Source organism: Nocardiopsis sp. CNZ308 (genome assembly GCF_004217075.1).
Window position 1 is genome coordinate 1,421,801 of record NZ_SHKJ01000001.1, and the last position, 18,164, is coordinate 1,439,964.

14 protein-coding genes are annotated in these 18,164 nt (G+C 73.9%); 8 read left to right on the plus strand and 6 right to left on the minus strand.

Annotation, left to right across the window (positions count from 1 at the left end):
- Positions 1–56: 56 nt before the first annotated feature.
- From EV372_RS06065 to EV372_RS06100, 8 genes are all read left to right on the plus strand, one after another.
- The gene (locus EV372_RS06065; protein ID WP_130395194.1) at positions 57–2,612 is read left to right on the plus strand and encodes a lipopolysaccharide biosynthesis protein; all 2,556 of its coding nucleotides are present in this window, start codon (positions 57–59) and stop codon (positions 2,610–2,612) included.
- On the plus strand, positions 2,612–4,030 hold the full coding sequence (locus EV372_RS06070) for a ligase (RefSeq protein ID WP_130395195.1): 1,419 nt from the start codon (positions 2,612–2,614) through the stop codon (positions 4,028–4,030). Before EV372_RS06065 ends, EV372_RS06070 begins: the two co-directional genes overlap by 1 nt.
- Positions 4,027–5,250, plus strand: a complete 1,224-nt coding sequence (locus tag EV372_RS06075) for an aminoglycoside phosphotransferase family protein (RefSeq protein WP_130395196.1) — start codon at positions 4,027–4,029, stop codon at positions 5,248–5,250. Before EV372_RS06070 ends, EV372_RS06075 begins: the two co-directional genes overlap by 4 nt.
- A gap of 143 nt (positions 5,251–5,393) precedes the next feature.
- On the plus strand, positions 5,394–6,275 hold the full coding sequence (locus EV372_RS06080) for a sulfotransferase domain-containing protein (RefSeq protein ID WP_130395197.1): 882 nt from the start codon (positions 5,394–5,396) through the stop codon (positions 6,273–6,275).
- Positions 6,245–7,786 (plus strand): lipopolysaccharide biosynthesis protein, encoded by a 1,542-nt coding sequence (locus tag EV372_RS06085; RefSeq protein ID WP_130395198.1) that lies wholly within the window; start codon positions 6,245–6,247, stop codon positions 7,784–7,786. Before EV372_RS06080 ends, EV372_RS06085 begins: the two co-directional genes overlap by 31 nt.
- 255 nt (positions 7,787–8,041) lie before the next feature.
- A complete protein-coding gene (locus EV372_RS06090; protein ID WP_130395199.1) occupies positions 8,042–8,500 on the plus strand; it encodes a glycosyltransferase family 28 protein in 459 nt (152 codons plus the stop codon).
- Positions 8,497–10,122, plus strand: a complete 1,626-nt coding sequence (locus tag EV372_RS06095; RefSeq protein ID WP_130395200.1) for a glycosyltransferase — start codon at positions 8,497–8,499, stop codon at positions 10,120–10,122. The genes EV372_RS06090 and EV372_RS06095 overlap by 4 nt, the downstream gene beginning before the upstream one ends.
- A gap of 60 nt (positions 10,123–10,182) precedes the next feature.
- Positions 10,183–10,767: a GNAT family N-acetyltransferase gene (locus tag EV372_RS06100; RefSeq protein ID WP_130395201.1), complete on the plus strand. Its 585-nt coding sequence runs from the start codon at positions 10,183–10,185 to the stop codon at positions 10,765–10,767.
- Positions 10,768–10,869: 102 nt separating this feature from the next.
- On the opposite strand, the gene EV372_RS06105 is transcribed toward EV372_RS06100, so the two are convergent.
- The 6 genes from EV372_RS06105 to EV372_RS06130 form a co-directional block, all read right to left on the minus strand.
- Positions 10,870–11,994, minus strand: coding sequence for a glycoside hydrolase family 26 protein (locus EV372_RS06105; protein ID WP_130395202.1), 1,125 nt, complete (start codon positions 11,992–11,994; stop codon positions 10,870–10,872).
- 103 nt (positions 11,995–12,097) lie between these two features.
- Positions 12,098–12,988 carry a sulfotransferase gene (locus EV372_RS06110; protein ID WP_019609769.1) on the minus strand — a complete coding sequence of 297 codons (891 nt, stop codon included), beginning with the start codon at positions 12,986–12,988 and terminating at the stop codon, positions 12,098–12,100.
- A 240-nt stretch (positions 12,989–13,228) separates the two neighbouring features.
- A complete protein-coding gene (locus EV372_RS06115; RefSeq protein ID WP_486484098.1) occupies positions 13,229–14,389 on the minus strand; it encodes a S8 family peptidase in 1,161 nt (386 codons plus the stop codon).
- Between the two features lie 537 nt (positions 14,390–14,926).
- The gene (gene cysN, locus EV372_RS06120; protein ID WP_268742225.1) at positions 14,927–16,210 is read right to left on the minus strand and encodes a sulfate adenylyltransferase subunit CysN; all 1,284 of its coding nucleotides are present in this window, start codon (positions 16,208–16,210) and stop codon (positions 14,927–14,929) included.
- 181 nt (positions 16,211–16,391) lie between these two features.
- Entirely contained in the window at positions 16,392–17,321 is a 930-nt protein-coding gene (gene cysD / locus EV372_RS06125) for a sulfate adenylyltransferase subunit CysD (RefSeq protein WP_130395204.1), read from the minus strand.
- Between the two features lie 50 nt (positions 17,322–17,371).
- Complete coding sequence (locus tag EV372_RS06130) at positions 17,372–18,163, minus strand: 3'(2'),5'-bisphosphate nucleotidase CysQ (protein ID WP_026338425.1); 792 nt, start codon at positions 18,161–18,163, stop codon at positions 17,372–17,374.
- Position 18,164 lies beyond the last annotated feature (1 nt).

An 18,164-nucleotide genomic window follows, 5' to 3' on the forward strand; every position in this document is an offset into this window, starting at 1 on the left:
CTTAGTATGCAATCAATCACTAAAAGTGTTGACCACCCTTGCGCGGAGAGGACTCGATGGACACCGACGCCCCCGGCCCGTCCGGACCGGAACTGAGGGAGTACACGGCACTGCTGCGCCGCCGCTGGCGGTTCGTCGGCGCCGGGGTGCTCGGCGGGCTGGCCCTGGCCTCCGCCGCGGTGGTCGCACTCCCCGCCGCCTACACCTCCGTCTCCGCCGTCCAGGTCCAGCCCAGCGGGATGGCCGAGTTCACCGGGGAGCGCTCCGGCCGCCTGGCCGGGGACGTCAACCTCGACACCGAGGCGCAGGTCCTGCTGTCGGACCGCGTGTCGTCCTCCGTGGCCGAGGCCCTGGCGGAGGAGGGCGGCGCCGCGCCCTCCGTGGCGGACCTGCGCGAGCGGGTGGACGTGAGCGTTCCCCCCAACAGCAGCGTCCTGGAGATCAGCTACTCCGCCGGGAGCCCCGAGGCCGCGCGGGCGGGCGCGCAGGCCTACGCCGACGCCTACCTCGAACTGCGCCGCGAGCGGGTCGACGGGCTGATCGAGAGCCACCTGGAGGCGCTGCGCGGTGAGCAGGAGGCCCGCTACGAGGCCCTCGCCGAGGCCGCCGGGCAGTCCGCCGACCCCGGCGCGGACGCGCGGGTGGAGGCCCTGCGCGCGGAGATCACCGAGCTGGGCAACGGCATCAGCCCGCTCAGCGCCCTGGCGGAGACGGTCGAGCCCGGCAGTGTCATCACCCCGGCGGGGCTCCCCGAGCGCGCGAGCAGCCCGATGCCCGCCCTGTGGCTGGTCGGCGGCGCCGCGCTCGGCCTGCTGACGGGGCTGCTGGCGGCCGTGGTGCGCGACCGCCTCGACCCGAGGCTGCACGACGCCGAGGAGACCGGGCGGATCGGGGCGGTGCCGGTGCTGCTCGACCTGTCCGAGCGGGTCGGGCGCGGCCAGCGCTCCCCCGGGCTGCTGCCGGACGGCGACCGGCGCGGGCAGCGGGTCAACGAGTTGGCGCACCTGGTGCGCGCCCGCCTCGCCGCGGTCCCCGTTCCCGCGGCGGCCGACGGACCCTCGGTGGTCGCCGGGCCGATCGGGGCGGGTGGGACGGGAGCGTCCGACCGCGCCGGAGCGGGCGCGGGAGGCGCCCGGGGGGAGGACGAACTGGCCGTGCTCCTCGGGGAGGGGGAGGCGGTCCTCGGCCGCGTGCTGCTCGTCACCGCGACCACCCCGGGCCGCGCCGGTGCGGCGACCGCGGTGAACCTGGCCGCCTCCCTGGCCCGCACGGGCTCGGAGACGCTGCTGGTGTGCGCCGACCCCCGCGCCGACACGGTCGGCGAGCTGCTGGGGCTGCCGGAGGGCCCCGGCCTGGCGGAGGCGCTGCTGGAGGGCGAGGACCCCGCCGACCTGGAGGTGCGGCCCGACGCGGTGCCCCGTCTGCGGGTGCTGCGCTACGGGTCCCCGGGTCTGGACGCGCCGGTGCAGGGCACCGCGATGCCGGAACTGGTGCGGCTGCTGCGGGCGGGGGCTGAGTACGTGGTGGTGGCGGTGGCGCCGGTGAGCGAGCGCGCCGACGCGCACGCGCTGGCCGCTTCGGCCGACCTGATGCTGCCGGTGGTCGAACTGGACCGCACGCGCCGCGCCGAGCTGAGGGAGCTGCTCGTCCTCGCCGACCGGTTCGGGGTCCCCGTTCCGGGCACGGCCGTGCTGCCGCGCCAGCCGCTGGCCGGGCCCGCGCCGGTGGCGTCGCCGTCCGCGGCCGGGCCGGTCGCCGGAGAGGAGGCCACCGGGTCCGACCGCACGCCCGGAAGGGACGGAGCGGACGGGTCGGAGGAGGCGGCCGGGACCGCGAGGGGCCGCACCGGTGCGGGGATCACGCTGACCGGCATCGTCAGCGAGCTGCCCGCCGCCGCCGGGGCCGCGGGGCCGCGGGGGCGCGGCGGGGCGGTCCGGCCCCCGGCGCCCAGGGACGCCGAGGGCGCCCCCGGGGTCCCCGACCCCCGGCGGGCGGAGGCCGCGGAGGAGCCCGAGGCGGCGGTGAGCGGCAGGACCACGGCCGGCGGTGCCGCCAGCACGCCTTCGCGGGCTCGTGGTGAGGACGCGGAGTCCGCGGTCCCGGACGGCGACGAGCGCGCCGGGGGCACCGGCCCCGCCGGGGAGCGCTCCGGCTCGGCCTGGGCCGACGCTGCCGAGCGGAGTCCGGAGGCGGGCGGGACCGACGACGGCACGGCGGAGGACGCGGGGACCCCCCTCGACGGCGGGATACCCGCGGGCTTGGACGTCCCCCGCGTGATGGGAGGCGACGGTGCCACCCAGATCCCGGTGGCGCCCGGGGCCGCCGGGACCGGCCGGACGGAGGAGGACACCGCGGGAACCGCCGCGGCCCCGGGTACGGCCTCGGAGGCGGAGATGGCCTTCGGACTGGCCCGGACCGCCGAGGCCCGGGAGCCCCACGACCCCGAGGCGACCGTCAGCGGCGCCGAGGCCACGGAGGCCCTCGTGGCCTTCGCGACCGAGGGGGCCGAGGGGGTCGAGGAGTCCCGGCCGACCGGAGCCGCCGGGGACTCCGCCTCCCCGGACAGCGCCCCTGACACCGCCCCGGACACGGCCCCGGGGACCCGGAACTGATGGCCTGGAGCACGTCCGCGCGCGCCCCCCGGCCGACCGCCGGGGCGGCGGGCCCCGTCGTCGGGGGTCCGCTCCCGGCGGGCGGGACCGGCGACGGCGCCGGTCGGCCGCTGCTCTGGCTGCTGGCCGGGTACCCGCTGTGGTGGGCGCTGGGCCTGGGGCAGTTCGCGTACTGGCTGTTCGCGGTCCCGATGGCCGCCGAACTGGTGCGCCGGCACCGCGCCACGGGGCTGCGGGTCCCTCCGGGGTTCTGGCTGTGGGCGCTGTTCCTGCTGTGGACGGTGCTGGGCCTGTGCCTGGTCCACCTGGAGATGCCCGGCACGGTGCCGGACAGCGGCGGATACGGCGGCGCCGTGCTCCGGGCGGTCAACTACCTGGTGCTGACGGTCCTGGTGCTCTACGTCGGCAACCTCTCCGAGCGCGAGCTGCCCACGCGCGCGGTCGTGGGCGCGCTGGCGGTGCTGTGCCTGACCACGATCGCGGGCGGCTACCTGGGCATGCTCGCGCCCCGGTTCGAGTTCACGGCCCCGACGGAGTACCTGCTCCCCGCGGCCCTGACCTCCGACGCCTACATGCAGACCCTCATCCACCCGGCGTCCGCGCAGGTCATGGACATCTTCGGGTACGAGTCGGCCCGCCCGAAGGCGCCCTGGGAGTACACCAACGTCTGGGGCTACATGCTCTCCCTGCTGCTGGTGTGGCTGGTGGTGGGCTGGGTGGCACAGGGTTCGGGATGGGTGCGCTGGGGCGGGCTGGCCGCCGCCGCGCTGGCCGTGGTCCCCGCCGTGTACTCGCTCAACCGGGCCCTGTGGGCGGGGCTGGCCCTGTCCGCGGCCTTCGCCGCCCTGGTGGCGCTGCGCCGCGGCCGGGTGGTCCTGGTGGGCGCCTGCGCCGTCGCGGGCCTGACGGTGCTGCTGGCGCTGGCCGCCTCACCGCTCGCCGACGTGGTGCGGGCCAGGCTCGACAACCCGCACAGCGACGACGGCCGGGCCGCCACCAACGCGGCGTCCGTGGAGGCCGCCCAGCTGTCCCCGGTCCTGGGGTGGGGCACCACCCGCGAGAGCCTGGGCAGCTCGGAGTCGATCGCGATCGGCCCCACCTCGGAGTGCCCCGGCTGCGGCCAGCACGTCATCGGCAACGCGGGACAGCTGTGGATGACGCTGATCACCGGGGGCTGGGTGGGCACCGGCCTCATGCTCGCCTTCTTCGCGCACGTCGTGTGGCGCTACCGCCGCGCGGCCACGCTGGAGGGGCGGGGCGCGCTGCTGACCGTGCTGCTGCTGTTCTGGTACATGTTCTTCTACGTCGCGCTGATGTCCCCGCTGGCCGTCACCATGGTCGCCGTCGCCCTGCTGTGGCGCGGCGAGGAACCGGTGCTCCGGCGGCGGACCGCGCGCACCCGCGGGGGTCCTTGGTGAACAGCGAGACGACCTACCTGACCGACCTCGCCGCGGTGCTGTGGCCGTGCGGCGGGCTGCTCGGCCCCGGCGACCGCGGTATGCGGCGGCTGGCGCACCGCGACCGGGGCACCCAGTACCTTCCGGTCCCCAACGCGCAGAACCCCCGGGTGATCCTGCCCGCCCACGACCGGTCGGCGGCCACGCGGGGCATCACGTCCTTCGCCCAGGGGCACTCGTTCCGGGAGAGGGCGCGCACGCTGCTGCTGACCGGGGCGTTCGCCACCGGGCTGGCCCCGCTCCTGCTGCGCGACCGGCTGTACGTGGGGGCCGGTCCGGGCATCGAGCACGCGCTCACGACGGCGCTGGACCGCGACCTGGCCGTCGCCATCCACGTGGGACCGCCCCGGGCCAACCGCAAGCCCGTGCTCCTGCTGCTCACCCCCGGCGGACGCACGATCGGCTACGCCAAGGTGGCCGTCAACGACCTGACCTCGCGCCTGGTGCGCGCCGAGACGCGCGCCCTGCGCCAGCTGGCCGAGGCCCGCCTGCCGGACGTGACCGTCCCCCGGCTGCTGCACGAGGGCGAGTGGAACGGCCACCCCCTGCTGGTGCAGGAGGCGCTGCCGGTCGGCGTCCAGACCGACCGGCCCACGCGGCGCCAGCTGCTGAGGTGCGTGACGCAGATCGTCGGGCTGTCCAGGGTGCGGCGCCGGAGGCTGTCCGACAGCCCCTACCGCAGGTCGCTGGAGGAGCGGATCGTGACGCTGGGCACGCGCCCCGAGGTGGCGCCCCTGCGCGCGGCGCTGCGCCGCCTGCCCGACGTGTACGTGCCGTTCGGAGCCTGGCACGGCGACCTGACCAGGTGGAACATCGCCAGCACCGCGCGGCGCGCGTTCGTGTGGGACTGGGAGCGCCTCGCCATGGACGCCCCCGCGGGCTTCGACGCCCTGCACTACGACCTCAACGAGTGCGTGCAGGCCGGGGTCCACCCGGGGGTGCACCGGTGGCTGGAGAGCGGGTCGCGGCTGCTGCGCGACCCGCTGATGTCCGAGACCGGGGTGCGCTCCCACACGGTGTCCACGGTGATGGCGCTGTACCTGATCGACCTGGCCACCCGGTACCTGCACGACCGGCAGGACGAGAACGGCGGCCACCTGGCGGCCGTGGACGACTGGCTGCTGCCCGCGCTGGAGGGGCTCCAGGAGAGGGCCGCCCACGAGGCCGCCCACCGGACCTGAACGTCCCGCCGGGCCTGAGCGGCCCTCTCGGGTCCGGGCGGTCCGGCGAACCGGGCCACCCGATCGATCGACACGACCCGCCGAGCCCCGGCACCGAGGACCGTGGCCGGGGGTGACCGAAACTGCGACAGAAGGAGCACGTGATGCCCCGGAGCACCGTTCCCGTCCTGTTCCACCGCATGGCCGTCCCGGCCCGGAAGGCGCTCCTGCCCCTCGCCGACGGCCTGGGCGCGCTCACCGCGCCGGCCCGCGCGCTGCCCGACTTCCTCATCTGCGGGGCGCAGCGCTCGGGCACGACGTCGCTGTTCAGGACGCTGTGCCTGCACCCGTGCGTCACCGGGCCCACCCTGCGCAAGGGGGTGCACTACTTCGACACCGGCTACCAAGGCGGCCCGGACCGGTACCGGGCGTACTTCCCCCCGCGCGCGAGGCTGCGTGCCCGGCGGGGGCGGCCCCGGGTGAGGGCGGTCGAGTCCAGCCCGTACTACCTGTTCCACCCGCTGGCCGCCGAGCGGATCGCCCGCGACCTGCCGGAGGTTCGGGTGGTGGTCATCCTGCGCGACCCGGTGGAGCGGGCCTACTCGGCGCACGCGCACGAGACCGCGCGGGGGTTCGAGACCGAACCGTTCGAGCGGGCGCTGGAGCTGGAGCCGGAGCGGCTGGCCGGTGAGGAGGAGCGGATGCTGGCCGACCCCGGGTACCGGTCGTACTCCCACCAGCACCACGGCTACGTGGCGCGCGGCCGCTACGCGGACCAGCTGGAGCGGATGGAGAAGCACCTGGGGCGGGACCGGATGCACGTGGTGGACCACGCCGACCTGTTCGACGGCACGGCGCGGGCGCTCGGTGAGGTGGAGCGGTTCCTGGGGCTGCCGCCCGGGCCGGGCCACGCCCCGGGCAGGCACAACGCGCGCGCCCGGACGAGCATGCCCGAGGGGCTGCGCGCGGAACTGGCGGCGCGGTTCGCCGACAGCGACGCGCGGCTGGCGGACTGGTGGGGGCGCGTCCCCTCGTGGCGCGCGTGACCGCCGCGGCGGAGCGGGAGCGGGCGGGACTGCGCCGTGTACTGCGCGGCGGGGCGGTCAACATGGCGGGGGCCGTGGTCGGCGCCGCGCTGAACCTCGCTGTGATCGTGACGATCACGCGGGCGTTCTCCCAGGAGACGGCGGGGCTGCTGTTCTCGGCGACGTCGGTGTTCCTGATCGCCGCGGTGGTGGCCAACCTGGGCGCGTCGGACGGGTTGGTGTACTTCATCGCCCGGATGCGCGTGTTCGGCGAACCCGGGGGCGCGCCCCGGCTGCTGCGGACGGCCGCGGCCCCGGCCGTGCTGGCGGCGTGCGCGCTGGCGGTGCTGCTGCTGGTGTGCGCCGGTCCGGTGGCGCGGGGCCTGGGCGGCGGCGAGGCGGAGGTCTACCTGCGGCTGCTGGCGGTGTTCCTGCCGTTCGCGGTGCTGGCCGACACGGCCCTGGCCGCGACGCGGGCCCACCACGACATGGCCGGGACCGTGCTGGTGGACAAGGTGGGCCGTCCGCTGGCCCAGCTGGCCCTGGTGGCGGGGGTCGCGCTGTCGGGGGCGGCGGGGCTGCTGGCGCTGGCGTGGGCGGGGCCGTACCTGCCCGCGGCCGTGGTGGCGTGGTTCTGGTTGGGGCGTGTCGTGCGCCGGGCCGTTCCCGACGGTACGCCCGTGCCCACCGGAACGGCCGAGGCCGCGGGGTCCGCGGAGCGGGTGGACGCGCGGACGTTCTGGGCCTTCTCCCTGCCGCGCGCGGTGGCCGCGGTCGCCCAGATGGGCGTGCAGCGCGGCGGCGTGGTCCTCGTGGCGCTCCTGGGCGGGCTGAGCGGCGCGGCGGTGTTCACGGCGGCCACACGGGTCATGGTGGTCGGCCAGTTCGGCACGCAGGCGGTGCTGTACGCGGCCCAGCCCAGGTTCGCCGAACAGCTGGCGACGGGCGACCACGCCGGGGTCCGGGCCCTCTACCAGGCGGGAACGGCATGGCTGGTGTGCCTTCTGTGGCCCTTGTACCTGTCGGTGCTGGTGTTCGCCCCCCAGGTGATGCGGCTGTTCGGGCCGGAGTACGCGGCGGGTGCGACGGCGCTGACCGTGGTGTGCGCGGGCCAGCTGACGGCCGCCGCGCTGGGGATGAGCGACCTGGTCCTGACGATGACCGGGCTGACCCGGCTCAACCTGGTCAACAACGTGCTGTCGCTGGCGGCGAACGTGCTGGTGTGCGTGCTGCTCGTGCCCGTGGCCGGAGCGGCCGGGGCGGCCGTGGCCCTGGTGGCCGCGATGCTGGTGCGCAAGCTGCTCCCGCTGTGGCAGTTGCGGTCCCACGTGGTGCTGCACCCCTTCAGCCGCCCGGTGCTGGCTGCGACCGCCAGCGCGCTGACGTGGTTCGGCGCCCTGCCGCTGCTGCTGGAGGCCCTGCTGGGCGGCGGGATCGCGACGCTGGTGATGGCGGTGGCCTCGGGAGCGGTGGGGCACCTGGTGACGGTGTGGTCGCTGCGCGGACTGCTGGGCCTGGATCCGCGCCGGTGAGGCGTGCCGCGGCGGCCGGGGTGCCCGGCGGCGGGTGAAGGCGGTGCGGGCACGCGGCGGCCGAGGACGCCAGCCGGGGAGTGCGGCCGGAGGCGGTGCGGGCACGCCGAGGCGGGCGGACCCGGGGGACCCCCCGTTATCCATGAAAGCCCCTGCGCGCGCCCGGCGGAAGACGCCCTCCCCCGCCTGTGGACAACCGGTGCGCCTCGCCGCGACCCTCCCAGCGACTACACAGAGTTATGAAATGATGACCACATGTCTCCACGACCGGTTCTCCTGGTGGCCTCCAGCGGAGGGCACCTGGCCCAGCTGTGCTCACTGCGTCCCTGGTGGCGGCACCGCGAGCGCGTGTGGGTGACCTTCCGGACCCCCGACGCCGAGTCCGCCCTGACCGGCGAGCGCGTCCGGTGGGCCTTCCACCCCACCACCCGCCACGTGGGCAACCTGCTGCGCAACACCTGGCTGGCCGTGCGCGTCCTGCGCGAACGGCGCCCGTGCGCCGTGGTCACCACCGGCGCCGGGGTGGCGCTGCCGTTCTTCGCCCTGGCGTGGCTGCTGCGGATACCGACCGTCTACATCGAGGTCTACGACCGCCTCGACACACCGACGCTCACCGCACGGCTGTGCCGTCCGTTCACCCGGCTGTTCCTCGCCCAGTGGGAGGAACAGCGCGCCTTCATGCCGACCGCCATCACGGTAGGACCGCTGCTTTGACCGAACAGACCACGCGTCCCGTCCCGCGCCCCGACGACAGCGGCCACCCCGACGTGGTCGTCAGCCTCGGCACCGACCACCACTCCTTCGACCGGCTGGTCCGCTGGATCGACGACTACGCCCGGCGCCACCGGACCTTGCGCTTCCTGGTCCAGCACGGGCACAGCGCCGCCCCCGAGGTGGCCGCGGGCACCCCGTTCCTGCCCGGCGAGGAGCTCGGCGAGCACATGCGCCGGGCCCGGGTGGTCGTCGCCCACGGCGGACCGGGCACCATCGTCCAGGCCCGCCGCGCCGGACGCCTGCCCATCGTCGTCGCCCGCGACCCCGAACTGGACGAGCACGTCGACGAGCACCAGCTCCTGTTCGTACGGCGCCTGGAGGAGGCGGGCCGGGTGCGGGCCTGCGCCACTCCCCAGCAGCTCTGCGCGCTCCTGGACAGGGCGCTCGCCTCGCCCGCGGACTTTCGGGTGGACCCCGGCGACAGTGAGGGCACCGAGCGGGCCGCGCTGCGCGCCGGGGAGCTCATCGACCTGCTCACGCGGGGCCGGGGCGCGACGGCGGAACCCGCCGCCGCGGCCGCCGGGACCCCCGCCCGGACCGCCGGAAGCGGCGCGGACCCGCTGGCCGCCGCCCCGACAGCCCCCCGGGCCGCCGACCACACCTTCGGCCGCACCGCCGCGCGGACCGCCGCCTCCGGAGCCGACGGCACCGGGCCCCTGCCCGGCGTGACCGTCGTGGTGCCCACCCGGGACCGGCCGGAACTGCTGCGCCGCACCCTGCGGGCGATCAACGAGCAGGACTACTCCGGCCGCATCACCACGATCGTCGTCTTCGACAACGACCAGCCCGACCCCTCACTGGCCCGCTCCGACGGCGACCGCCCCGTGCGGGTGGTCACCAACACCCTCACCCCCGGCCTGGCCGGAGCCCGCAACACCGGTGTGCTCGCCGCCGACACCGACCTGGTGGCCTTCTGCGACGACGACGACACGTGGCTGCCCGGGAAGCTCCGGGCACAGGTCGGCGTCATGCTCGACGAGCCCGGCACGGAGATGGTGTGCTGCGGCATCCGGGTGGTCTACGACAGGGTCGAGGCGGTCCGCAGCCTGGACCGCACCAGCGTGACCTTCGGCGACCTGCTGGGGTCGCGCCTGACCGAGCTGCACCCGTCCACGTTCCTCATCCGGCGCCGCGCCATGATCGACGGCTGCGGAACCGTCAGCGAGGAGATCCCCGGCAGCTACGCCGAGGACTACGAACTGCTGCTGCGCCTGGCCCGGCGCGGCCCCATCCGCAACATCCCCGAACCGGGCGTGCGGGTGCTGTGGCACCGCAGGTCGCACTTCTCCGGGCGCTGGCGGACCATCTCCACCGCCCTGCGCTGGCTGCTGGACCGCTACCCCGAGTTCGCGCTGGTGCCGCGCGGCCACGCGCGCGTGGCCGGGCAGATCGCCTTCGCCGAGGCCGCCTCCGGCCGCCGGCGCGCCGCGCTGCGCTGGATCGGCACCACCGTCCGCAGCCGCCCCGCCGAGGCCCGCGCCTACCTGGCGCTGGCGGTGGTGCTCGGGGTGCCCGCCGGGTGGGTCACGCGCGCGCTGCACCTGCGCGGCAGGGGCCTGTAACCTCGGTCCGCGCGCCGGCGGTCCCGGCGCGCGGACCGAGAACAGCCGGGAAGGACACGCATGATTCGTAAAGCCACCCCCGAGGACGTCGAGGGGGCGGCGGACACGCTGGCCGCCGCTTTCGCGGACTACCCCTTCACCCGTCACGTGATCAGCGCCGACGGCCACGAGAGGCGCCTGCGGGAGTTCCAGCGCGTCTTCCTCGCCGAGGTCGGCCTTCCGTACGGACGGGTGTGGGTGAGCGACGACCTCCAGGCGGTCTCCGTCTGGACGGTGCCCGGTTCCGAGGGCGCGCAGGAGGCCATGGAGGCCCTGCTCCCCGGGCTCGTGGAGCTGGCGGGCGACCGCGCCCCGGCCTACGCGGCGGCCGAGGCCGCCATGGCTCCGTACCGGCCGGAGGAGCCGGTGTGGTTCCTCGGCACCGTCGGCGTCCACCCCGCGTCCCGGGGCCGGGGCCTGGGGCGCGCGGTGATCGGCGCGGGCCTGCGCGAGGCCGACGCGGCGGGCTTCCCGACGTTCCTGGAGACGTCGACGGAGGACAACGTGGGCCTGTACACGTCGCTCGGCTTCCGGGCGACCGCCGAGTACGTGCTGCCCGAGGGCGGCCCGCGCACCTGGTCGATGTCGCGGCCCGTGGGCGGCTGAACCGGCGCGCCCCGAGCGCGGGCCCCACACGCGCGGACCGCCGCCCCCTGGCGGGAGCGGCGGTCCGCGCGAACCGTCCCGGACGGCCCGGGCCCTGGGCGGTCAACCCCGTTCCTGGGCGTACTCGGCCAGGCGGCGCACCCGCTCGGGCAGGTACACGTACGGGTCCTGTCCGGCGGCCTCGAAGCCGCGCTGGGCGTACTCGTTGGCCCGGATCCGGAAGTCGCAGTCCGGGGACAGCTTGTTGTCCCACACCTTGACCGCGCGCACCCGCTCGTAGCGGCGCAGCACGTCGGGGATCTCGGAGTACCACTCCAGGGTCTCCTGCGAGCCGATGGGCGTGGTGCCCATCTCCCCGATCATCACCGGCTTGTCCGGGTCGATCCCGTGGTCGGGCCCCTCGTTCTGGAACCATTCGTAGGCCGGGCGCATCATGTCCTCGAAGGAGTACACCTCGTCCCAGTGCGGCTGGGAGTCGCAGCCGGTCATGTTGTACGCCTCCCAGCTGACCCAGTCGACGTAGTCGTTGCCGGGCCACAGGCCGGGGAGGCGGTCGAAGTTGCCCTCCCAGCCGGTCACGTTCCACACCCAGATGGCGTTGTCCGCGCCCTCCTCGCGGTACAGGTCCACGATGTGCCGCCAGGCCCGCACGAACTCCTCGGGCGTGCCGCGCCTGTTGTAGCGCGTGTTGGCGTCGGCCTCGTGGTCGAAGGTGACGAAGTAGGGCACGTCCAGCTCCGCGATGGCACGGGCCTGGGAGCGCAGCGAGTCGTCGAACCCGCCGTCGATGAGGGACTCGTAGGAGACCGCCGGATGCCCGGAGCGCGTGAACCGCCGGGCCTCGATGTTGGTGTGCACGAACCTGCCCTCGGCGATCAGCTCGCGCTCGCGCCTGCCGGGGATGTTGGCCTGGTCGACGCCGCGCCAGGTGTAGACGATGTCCATGCGGCGGTCGACCGCCTCCTCCAGGGGCTCGATCCGGTCCTGGTAGGGGCTGGCCCCCCACCAGGCGCCGCACGAGGGCTCCAGGATCTCCGAGACGGTGCACTCCTCGTCGGTGGCGTATCCCCAGCGCCAGGGCGGCTCCGTCACCCCCGCGGGCCGGTCCGAGGGTTGCCGTGGAGAGGACGAGGCCCCGCCCGCCGGGGCGTCCCCCGCTCCGACCAGTGTCAGGACGAGGGTCAGTGCCCCCGTCGTCGCCAGTGCCCGTACCGGTCCCCTGTCCACGTCGAACTCCCCCTAATTCTCCATATGTGACTTAGAGTGTTCAGATGAACACCATACGTCATCATTGGGGCGAACAACAGTCCTCGAAGTGGCAAAACGGACTTCAGTAGCCGTAACGCCCCCGAGAGGGAGCCGTCACGGCGGCCACCAGGCGCCGCCGCCAGGAGGGCATCGCCTCACGCCACCCGTGGTCGGCGCGGACCCCGACGCGCCCGGCCGTGAAGCGCATCGGATTGCCCGACACGGCGTGCCCCTCCGACAGTTCGAAGCCGCCCCGCGCCGCGTCCGGCGGGGTGCCCGCGTACCCCGCGAACTCCGCGATCCGGGCGAACTCGCCCCCGGGATCGGCGACGAAGTCCTCGTAGCGCACGCGCAGGGTCGGGACGCCGCGCCGGGCCAGGGCGTCGAAGCAGGCGTTCTGGGTCATCCACTGCACCGACGCCCGCCCGGCCGAGTAGCGGGCCATCTCCGGCTCGCTGCTGTCGGGGGAGGCGTCCGGGCGCGCCACACGCCTGGCCCAGGAGTGGGCCACCGCGCGCGGGTCGCGCACCACGTGCAGCAGGCGCATCCGCGCGCCGTAGCGCCAGCGCAGACAGGCGGCCAGGGAGGCGTGCTTGCTGGCGTCCACGATCACGTGGGCGCCGCTGACCAGGGACACCGCCGAGTACAGGCGGTGGTAGAGCTCGGTGTAGCGGTCGCAGCGCGAGGCGAGCAGGCCCTGGTGGGCGCCGTTGAGCAGTACCGGCAGGAAGCGGGTGCGGTCGACGCGGTCCTTGAGCCGCAGCACCTCCCCCGTGTCCAGGCGGTCCCAGCCGCCGAAGGCCTCCTTGCCCACGTCGGACCAGAAGCCGCAGCCCGAGAACGGTCGGCCGCAGCCGCACAGCTCGTCCTCCACCAGTCCGCGCCGCCACAGGTGCACGACCTCGCCGACCGAACAGAACCCGGGCAGTTCGCCGAGGAGCCGCTCGATCAGGGTCGAGCCGGAGCGGCCCATTCCACCGACGAACACCAGTCGATAACCATCGTCCACCCCACCAGGCTATTACTTTCTGTCACCCAACCGGCCCCTAAAGTGACGACTCCGTTCCCGGGCCGGGGCCGCGACACGGACACGCGTCGGCCCCGGTCCGGGGGAAGCCTCCCCCGGACCGGGGCCGAACGGTCGGTCGTCCGCTCCTCGCGCGGTGGCCGCCGAGCGGGCTGTGGAAGAGCGGGGTCTCCACAACCCCCCGGGTCAGAGGCCCTGGACGTTGAGCAGCAGGTTGACCGTTCCCGAGGGAACGCCGCTGAGCTTGTCCACGCCGGCGTTGGAGACGAGCCAGTCCTGGATGGTGGCCTGGTCGTCGTCGCCGTTCACGCTCTTGTACAGGGCTGCGGCCCCGGCCACGTGCGGGCTGGCCATCGAGGTGCCGTCGTAGGAGTCGGTTCCGCCGCCGGGGACGGTCGACTCCACGTCCACGCCGGGGGCGTAGATGTCGACGGACGGGCCGTGGTTGGAGAAGACGGCCGCGGCGTCGGTCGCGTCGGAGGCGCCCACCGTGGTCACGCCCTCGGCGCCGCCCGGGGAGGTGTTGCCCGCGTCCTGGCCCTCGTTGCCCGCCGCGACCGCGACGAACACGCCGGACCCGGCCAGGCTGTTGACGGCCTCGTCCAGGGTCGGGGAGGACGGACCGCCCAGGGACAGGTTGGCCACCGCGTTGGGTCCGGCGTTGGCGGCCACCCAGTCGATACCGGCGATGACGTCGTCGTAGGAGCCCGAGCCGTTGTCGTCGAGCACCTTGACGCCGAAGAGGTCGGCGGCGGGGGCGACGCCGTACGCGGCGGAGCCGATGGTGCCCGCGACGTGGGTCCCGTGGCCGTTGCCGTCGGAGCCGTCGCCGCCGTAGGCGTCGAAGGCGGAGGAGGCGCGACCGCCGAAGTCGGGGTGCGAGGCGTCGATGCCGCTGTCGATGATGTAGGCGGAGACGCCGGCCCCGTCGCCGGTGGTGCCGTAGGAGCCGTCCAGGGGGAGGTCCTCCTGGTCGATGCGGTCCTGGCCCCACGTGACGGTGGTGTGCGCGACGCCGACCTCCTCGACGTAGGCGACGCCCGACTGCCCGCGCAGTTCGCGCACCTCCGCCGCGCTCAGGCTGGCCGAGTAGCCGTTGACGACCTCGTCGTAGGTGTGGTTGACCTGGTCGGAGGAGATGCCGAGGGACGAGGGGGTGACGGAGGCGGCGCTGAGCGTGTCCTCCAGGACGACGAAGTAGTCGCCGGTGGCCGAGGCGCCGACGGTGTGGAGGGGGGCGAGCTCGTCGGCGCCCGCCGAGACGGCGCCCGACAGGGCCAGGGGGACGGAGAGGGCTCCGGCCGCGGCGAGGCCGAGCACCGTTCTCCTCGTGGTGTGCCTGTGCACTCGTATTCTCCTTTTGCGGGGGACGGTAATGGGAGGCGCACAGCAGTCAATAACCCAGAGTAGTCAAGCGATTCCAGGCTCGCTGCGCTTTGCCACCATAACCAGACTTCGTCCTTCGCTCCAGGGTGCGAGAGCAACTTTTTTTGCGTCCAAGTACCGCGGATCAGCCTTCGGCGCCCGTCGCGTCCCAGCACCCGAGGGCTTGGGTGCGGCGGCGGGGAGACCGAAAAACACTCGCCTGTAGTGGTCAAACGTTTTTCGGACAGACCTTTCGGCTCCTCCGGGAGTCCTTACGGAGAAACATGGCGTTGGCCGACGGAAACCATTACGTAAGAATCCGAGAACCGAAACAGGTTTCTCGGGTAACACGGTCGCGGGCGTGGGCGGCGCACCTGAGGCCGCCCTTTCCGGTGCGTCCGGGCCCGCCGGGCCCGCTCCCCGCCGGACCTCCCCGTCCGGTGGCGGAACACGTGGAAGGGGACCGCCCGAGGGCGGCCCCCTTCCACGTTCCGGGCGCCCGGCGCGCCCCGGCCGGGGTCAGTCGGTCTTGACGACCATCCCCGCGGCGACCGTGGTGTTGGTGGACTCGTCGATGAGGATGAACCCGCCCGTCTGGCGGTTCTTGGCGTACTCGTCCACGAACAGGGGCTGGGTGGAGCGCAGCCGCACCCGGCCGATCTCGTTGAGCGACAGGTGGTCGGCCTGCTCGTCGCGGTGCAGCGTGTTGACGTCCAGCCGGTAGCGCAGGTCCTTGACCACGACCTTCGCGGTGCGTGTGGTGTGCTTGAGGATGAGCTTGGAGCGCGGCGTGAGCTTGCGCGCGTCCGTCATCCAGCACACCATCGCCTCCAGGTCCTGGGTGACCGCGGGGGCGTTGTTGGGGCGGCAGATCATGTCGCCCCGGGAGATGTCGATCTCGTCCTCCAGCAGGAGGGTGACCGACATCGGCGAGTAGGCCTCGGTGACGTCGCCGTCGGCGGTGACGATCCTGGCGATCCGCGTGTTCAGCCCGGAGGGCAGGTGGGTGACCTCGTCGCCCGGCTTGAGGACGCCGCCCGCGAGCTGGCCCGCGTAGCCCCGGTAGTCGTGCAGTTCGGGGTCGGCCGACCTGTGCGGCCGGATCACGTACTGCACGGGGAAGCGCGCGTCGATGAGGTTGCGGTCGGAGGCGATGTGCACGTTCTCCAGGTGGTGGAGCAGGGAGGGCCCGGTGTACCAGGGCATGTTCTCCGAGCGGCTCACCACGTTGTCGCCGTTCAGGGCCGAGATCGGCACGAAGGTCAGGTCGCACACGTCCAGCTTGGTGGCGAAGTCGGCGAACTCGGCCCTGATCTCCTCGAAGCGCTCCTGGGAGTAGTCCACCAGGTCCATCTTGTTGACCGCCAGCACCAGGTGGGGCACCTGGAGCAGGGTGGTGAGGAAGGCGTGGCGGCGGCTCTGCTCCTGCAGGCCCTTGCGCGCGTCCACCAGGATGATGGCGAGGTCGGCCGTGGAGGCGCCGGTGACCATGTTCCGGGTGTACTGGATGTGCCCGGGGGTGTCGGCGATGATGAAGGTGCGCTTGGGGGTGGCGAAGTAGCGGTACGCCACGTCGATGGTGATGCCCTGCTCGCGCTCGGCCCGCAGGCCGTCGGTGAGCAGCGCCAGGTTGGTCTGCTCCTCGCCGCGCGCGGCGCTGGTGCGCTCCACCGCGTCGAGCTGGTCCTCGAAGATGGACTTGGAGTCGAACAGCAGTCGGCCGATCAGGGTGCTCTTGCCGTCGTCGACGGAACCCGCCGTCGCGAACCGCAGGATGTCGTTACTCATGCTTGCCTGGTCCAATGCGGAGTGTGTGGTCTGCGGGGAACGGGTCCCGGCGCGGGTGCCAGTGGGCTGACCCGGACGTCGCCGGTGTGGTGCGTGGGGTCCTGACCCGCGTCCCGGCCGGTGTCGGCGCCCGAACCCCGCCACGAGTGCGGGATCCGGCGGACGGGGCGGGCCGTGGACCCTCCCGGCGGTCGCGCTAGAAGTAGCCCTCGCGCTTGCGGTCCTCCATGGCGGCCTCGCTGGTGCGGTCGTCCGCCCGCGTCTGCCCCCGCTCGGTCACCCGGGTCGCGGCGATCTCGGCGATGATGTCGTCGATCTCCACGGCCGTGGACTTGACCGCCCCGGTGCAGGTGAGGTCGCCGACGGTGCGGTAGCGGACGGTCTCGGTGAACGGGACCTCGGTCTCGTCGCGGTTGATGATGGGCGAGTTCGACAGCAGGATGCCGTCGCGCTCGAAGACCTCGCGCTCGTGGGCGAAGTAGATCGAGGGCAGCTCCAGCCGCTCCCGCTTGATGTAGGCCCACACGTCCAGCTCGGTCCAGTTGGAGATCGGGAAGACCCGGATGTGCTCGCCCCGCTCGATGCGGGTGTTGAACACGCTCCACAGCTCGGGGCGCTGGTTCTTGGGGTCCCACTGGCCGAACTCGTCGCGGAAGGAGAAGACCCGTTCCTTGGCCCGGGCCTTCTCCTCGTCGCGTCGCGCACCGCCGAAGGCGGCGTCGAAGCCGTTCTCCTCGATGGCCTCCAGCAGCGCCGAGGTCTGGAGGCGGTTGCGGCTGGCCCAGCGGCCGGTGGGCTCGACGACCTTGCCCGCGTCGATCTGCTCCTGCACCGAGGCCACGACCAGGCGGACGCCCGCCTCCGCGACCCGGCGGTCGCGGAACTCGATGACCTCGTCGAAGTTGTGGCCGGTGTCCACGTGCATGACGGGGAAGGGGACGGCACCGGGCCAGAACGCCTTCTCGGCCAGGCGCAGCATCACGATGGAGTCCTTGCCACCGGAGAAGAGCAGCACCGGCCGCTCGAACTCCGCGGCCACCTCGCGCATGATGAAGATGGCTTCGGCCTCCAGGACGTCCAGCTGGGAGAGCTGGTAGCGTCCGGCCTGCTGACTCGCCTGACCCATGAATCCGCCTTAGAAATACCGACAGGGCCGACGGCGGAGGGGTCGTCCTATCAGCCCCCCGCGTGCGGACCCGCGCTGTCCAGGTCCGCGCCGTCGCGGATGCTTGCCAACAACATACCCGACAATTCCGATCGGCATACAAGGACATCCGGCAGCAGCGGGTCCGCCGTGTTGTACCGCAGCGGGGAACCGTCGATCCGGGAGGTGTGCAGACCCGAGGCCCGGGCCACCGCCACCGGGGCGGCGCTGTCCCACTCGTACTGGCCGCCCGCGTGCACGTAGATGTCGGCGATACCGAGCAGCACCGCGCAGATCTTGGCGCCCGCGGAGCCCATCGGGACCACCTCGGCGCCCAGCTGGGTGGCCATCCGCTGGACGAAGGCCGGGGGCCGGGTCCGGCTGGCGGTGATGCGCAGCCGCTGGTCCGAGGGGCGCTCCTCGGGCAGCCAGGGCGGGTCGACCGTGGACAGGGTGCTGCCCTGGGCGGGCAGCGCCACGGCGCCCGCGACGAGGTCGCCGTTCTCCCACAGCGCCACGTGCACCGCCCAGTCGGTGCGCCCGGCCTCGGCGAACTCGCGCGTGCCGTCGAGGGGGTCGATGATCCACACCCTGCGCGCGTTGAGCCGCGCGGGGTCGTCGGCGCCCTCCTCGGAGAGGACGGCGTCGCTGGGCCGCAGCCGTCCCAGCGCGGAGAACAGGAACTCGTGGGAGGTGCGGTCCCCCAGGGTGCGCAGGACGTCGGGCTCGTCGAAGCCGTGCCGGGCGCGCAGGCGCAGCAGCAGCTGCCCCGCCTCGCTGGCCAGGTCGCGGGCCACCTCATGATCGTTTCGGATGTTCTTCACC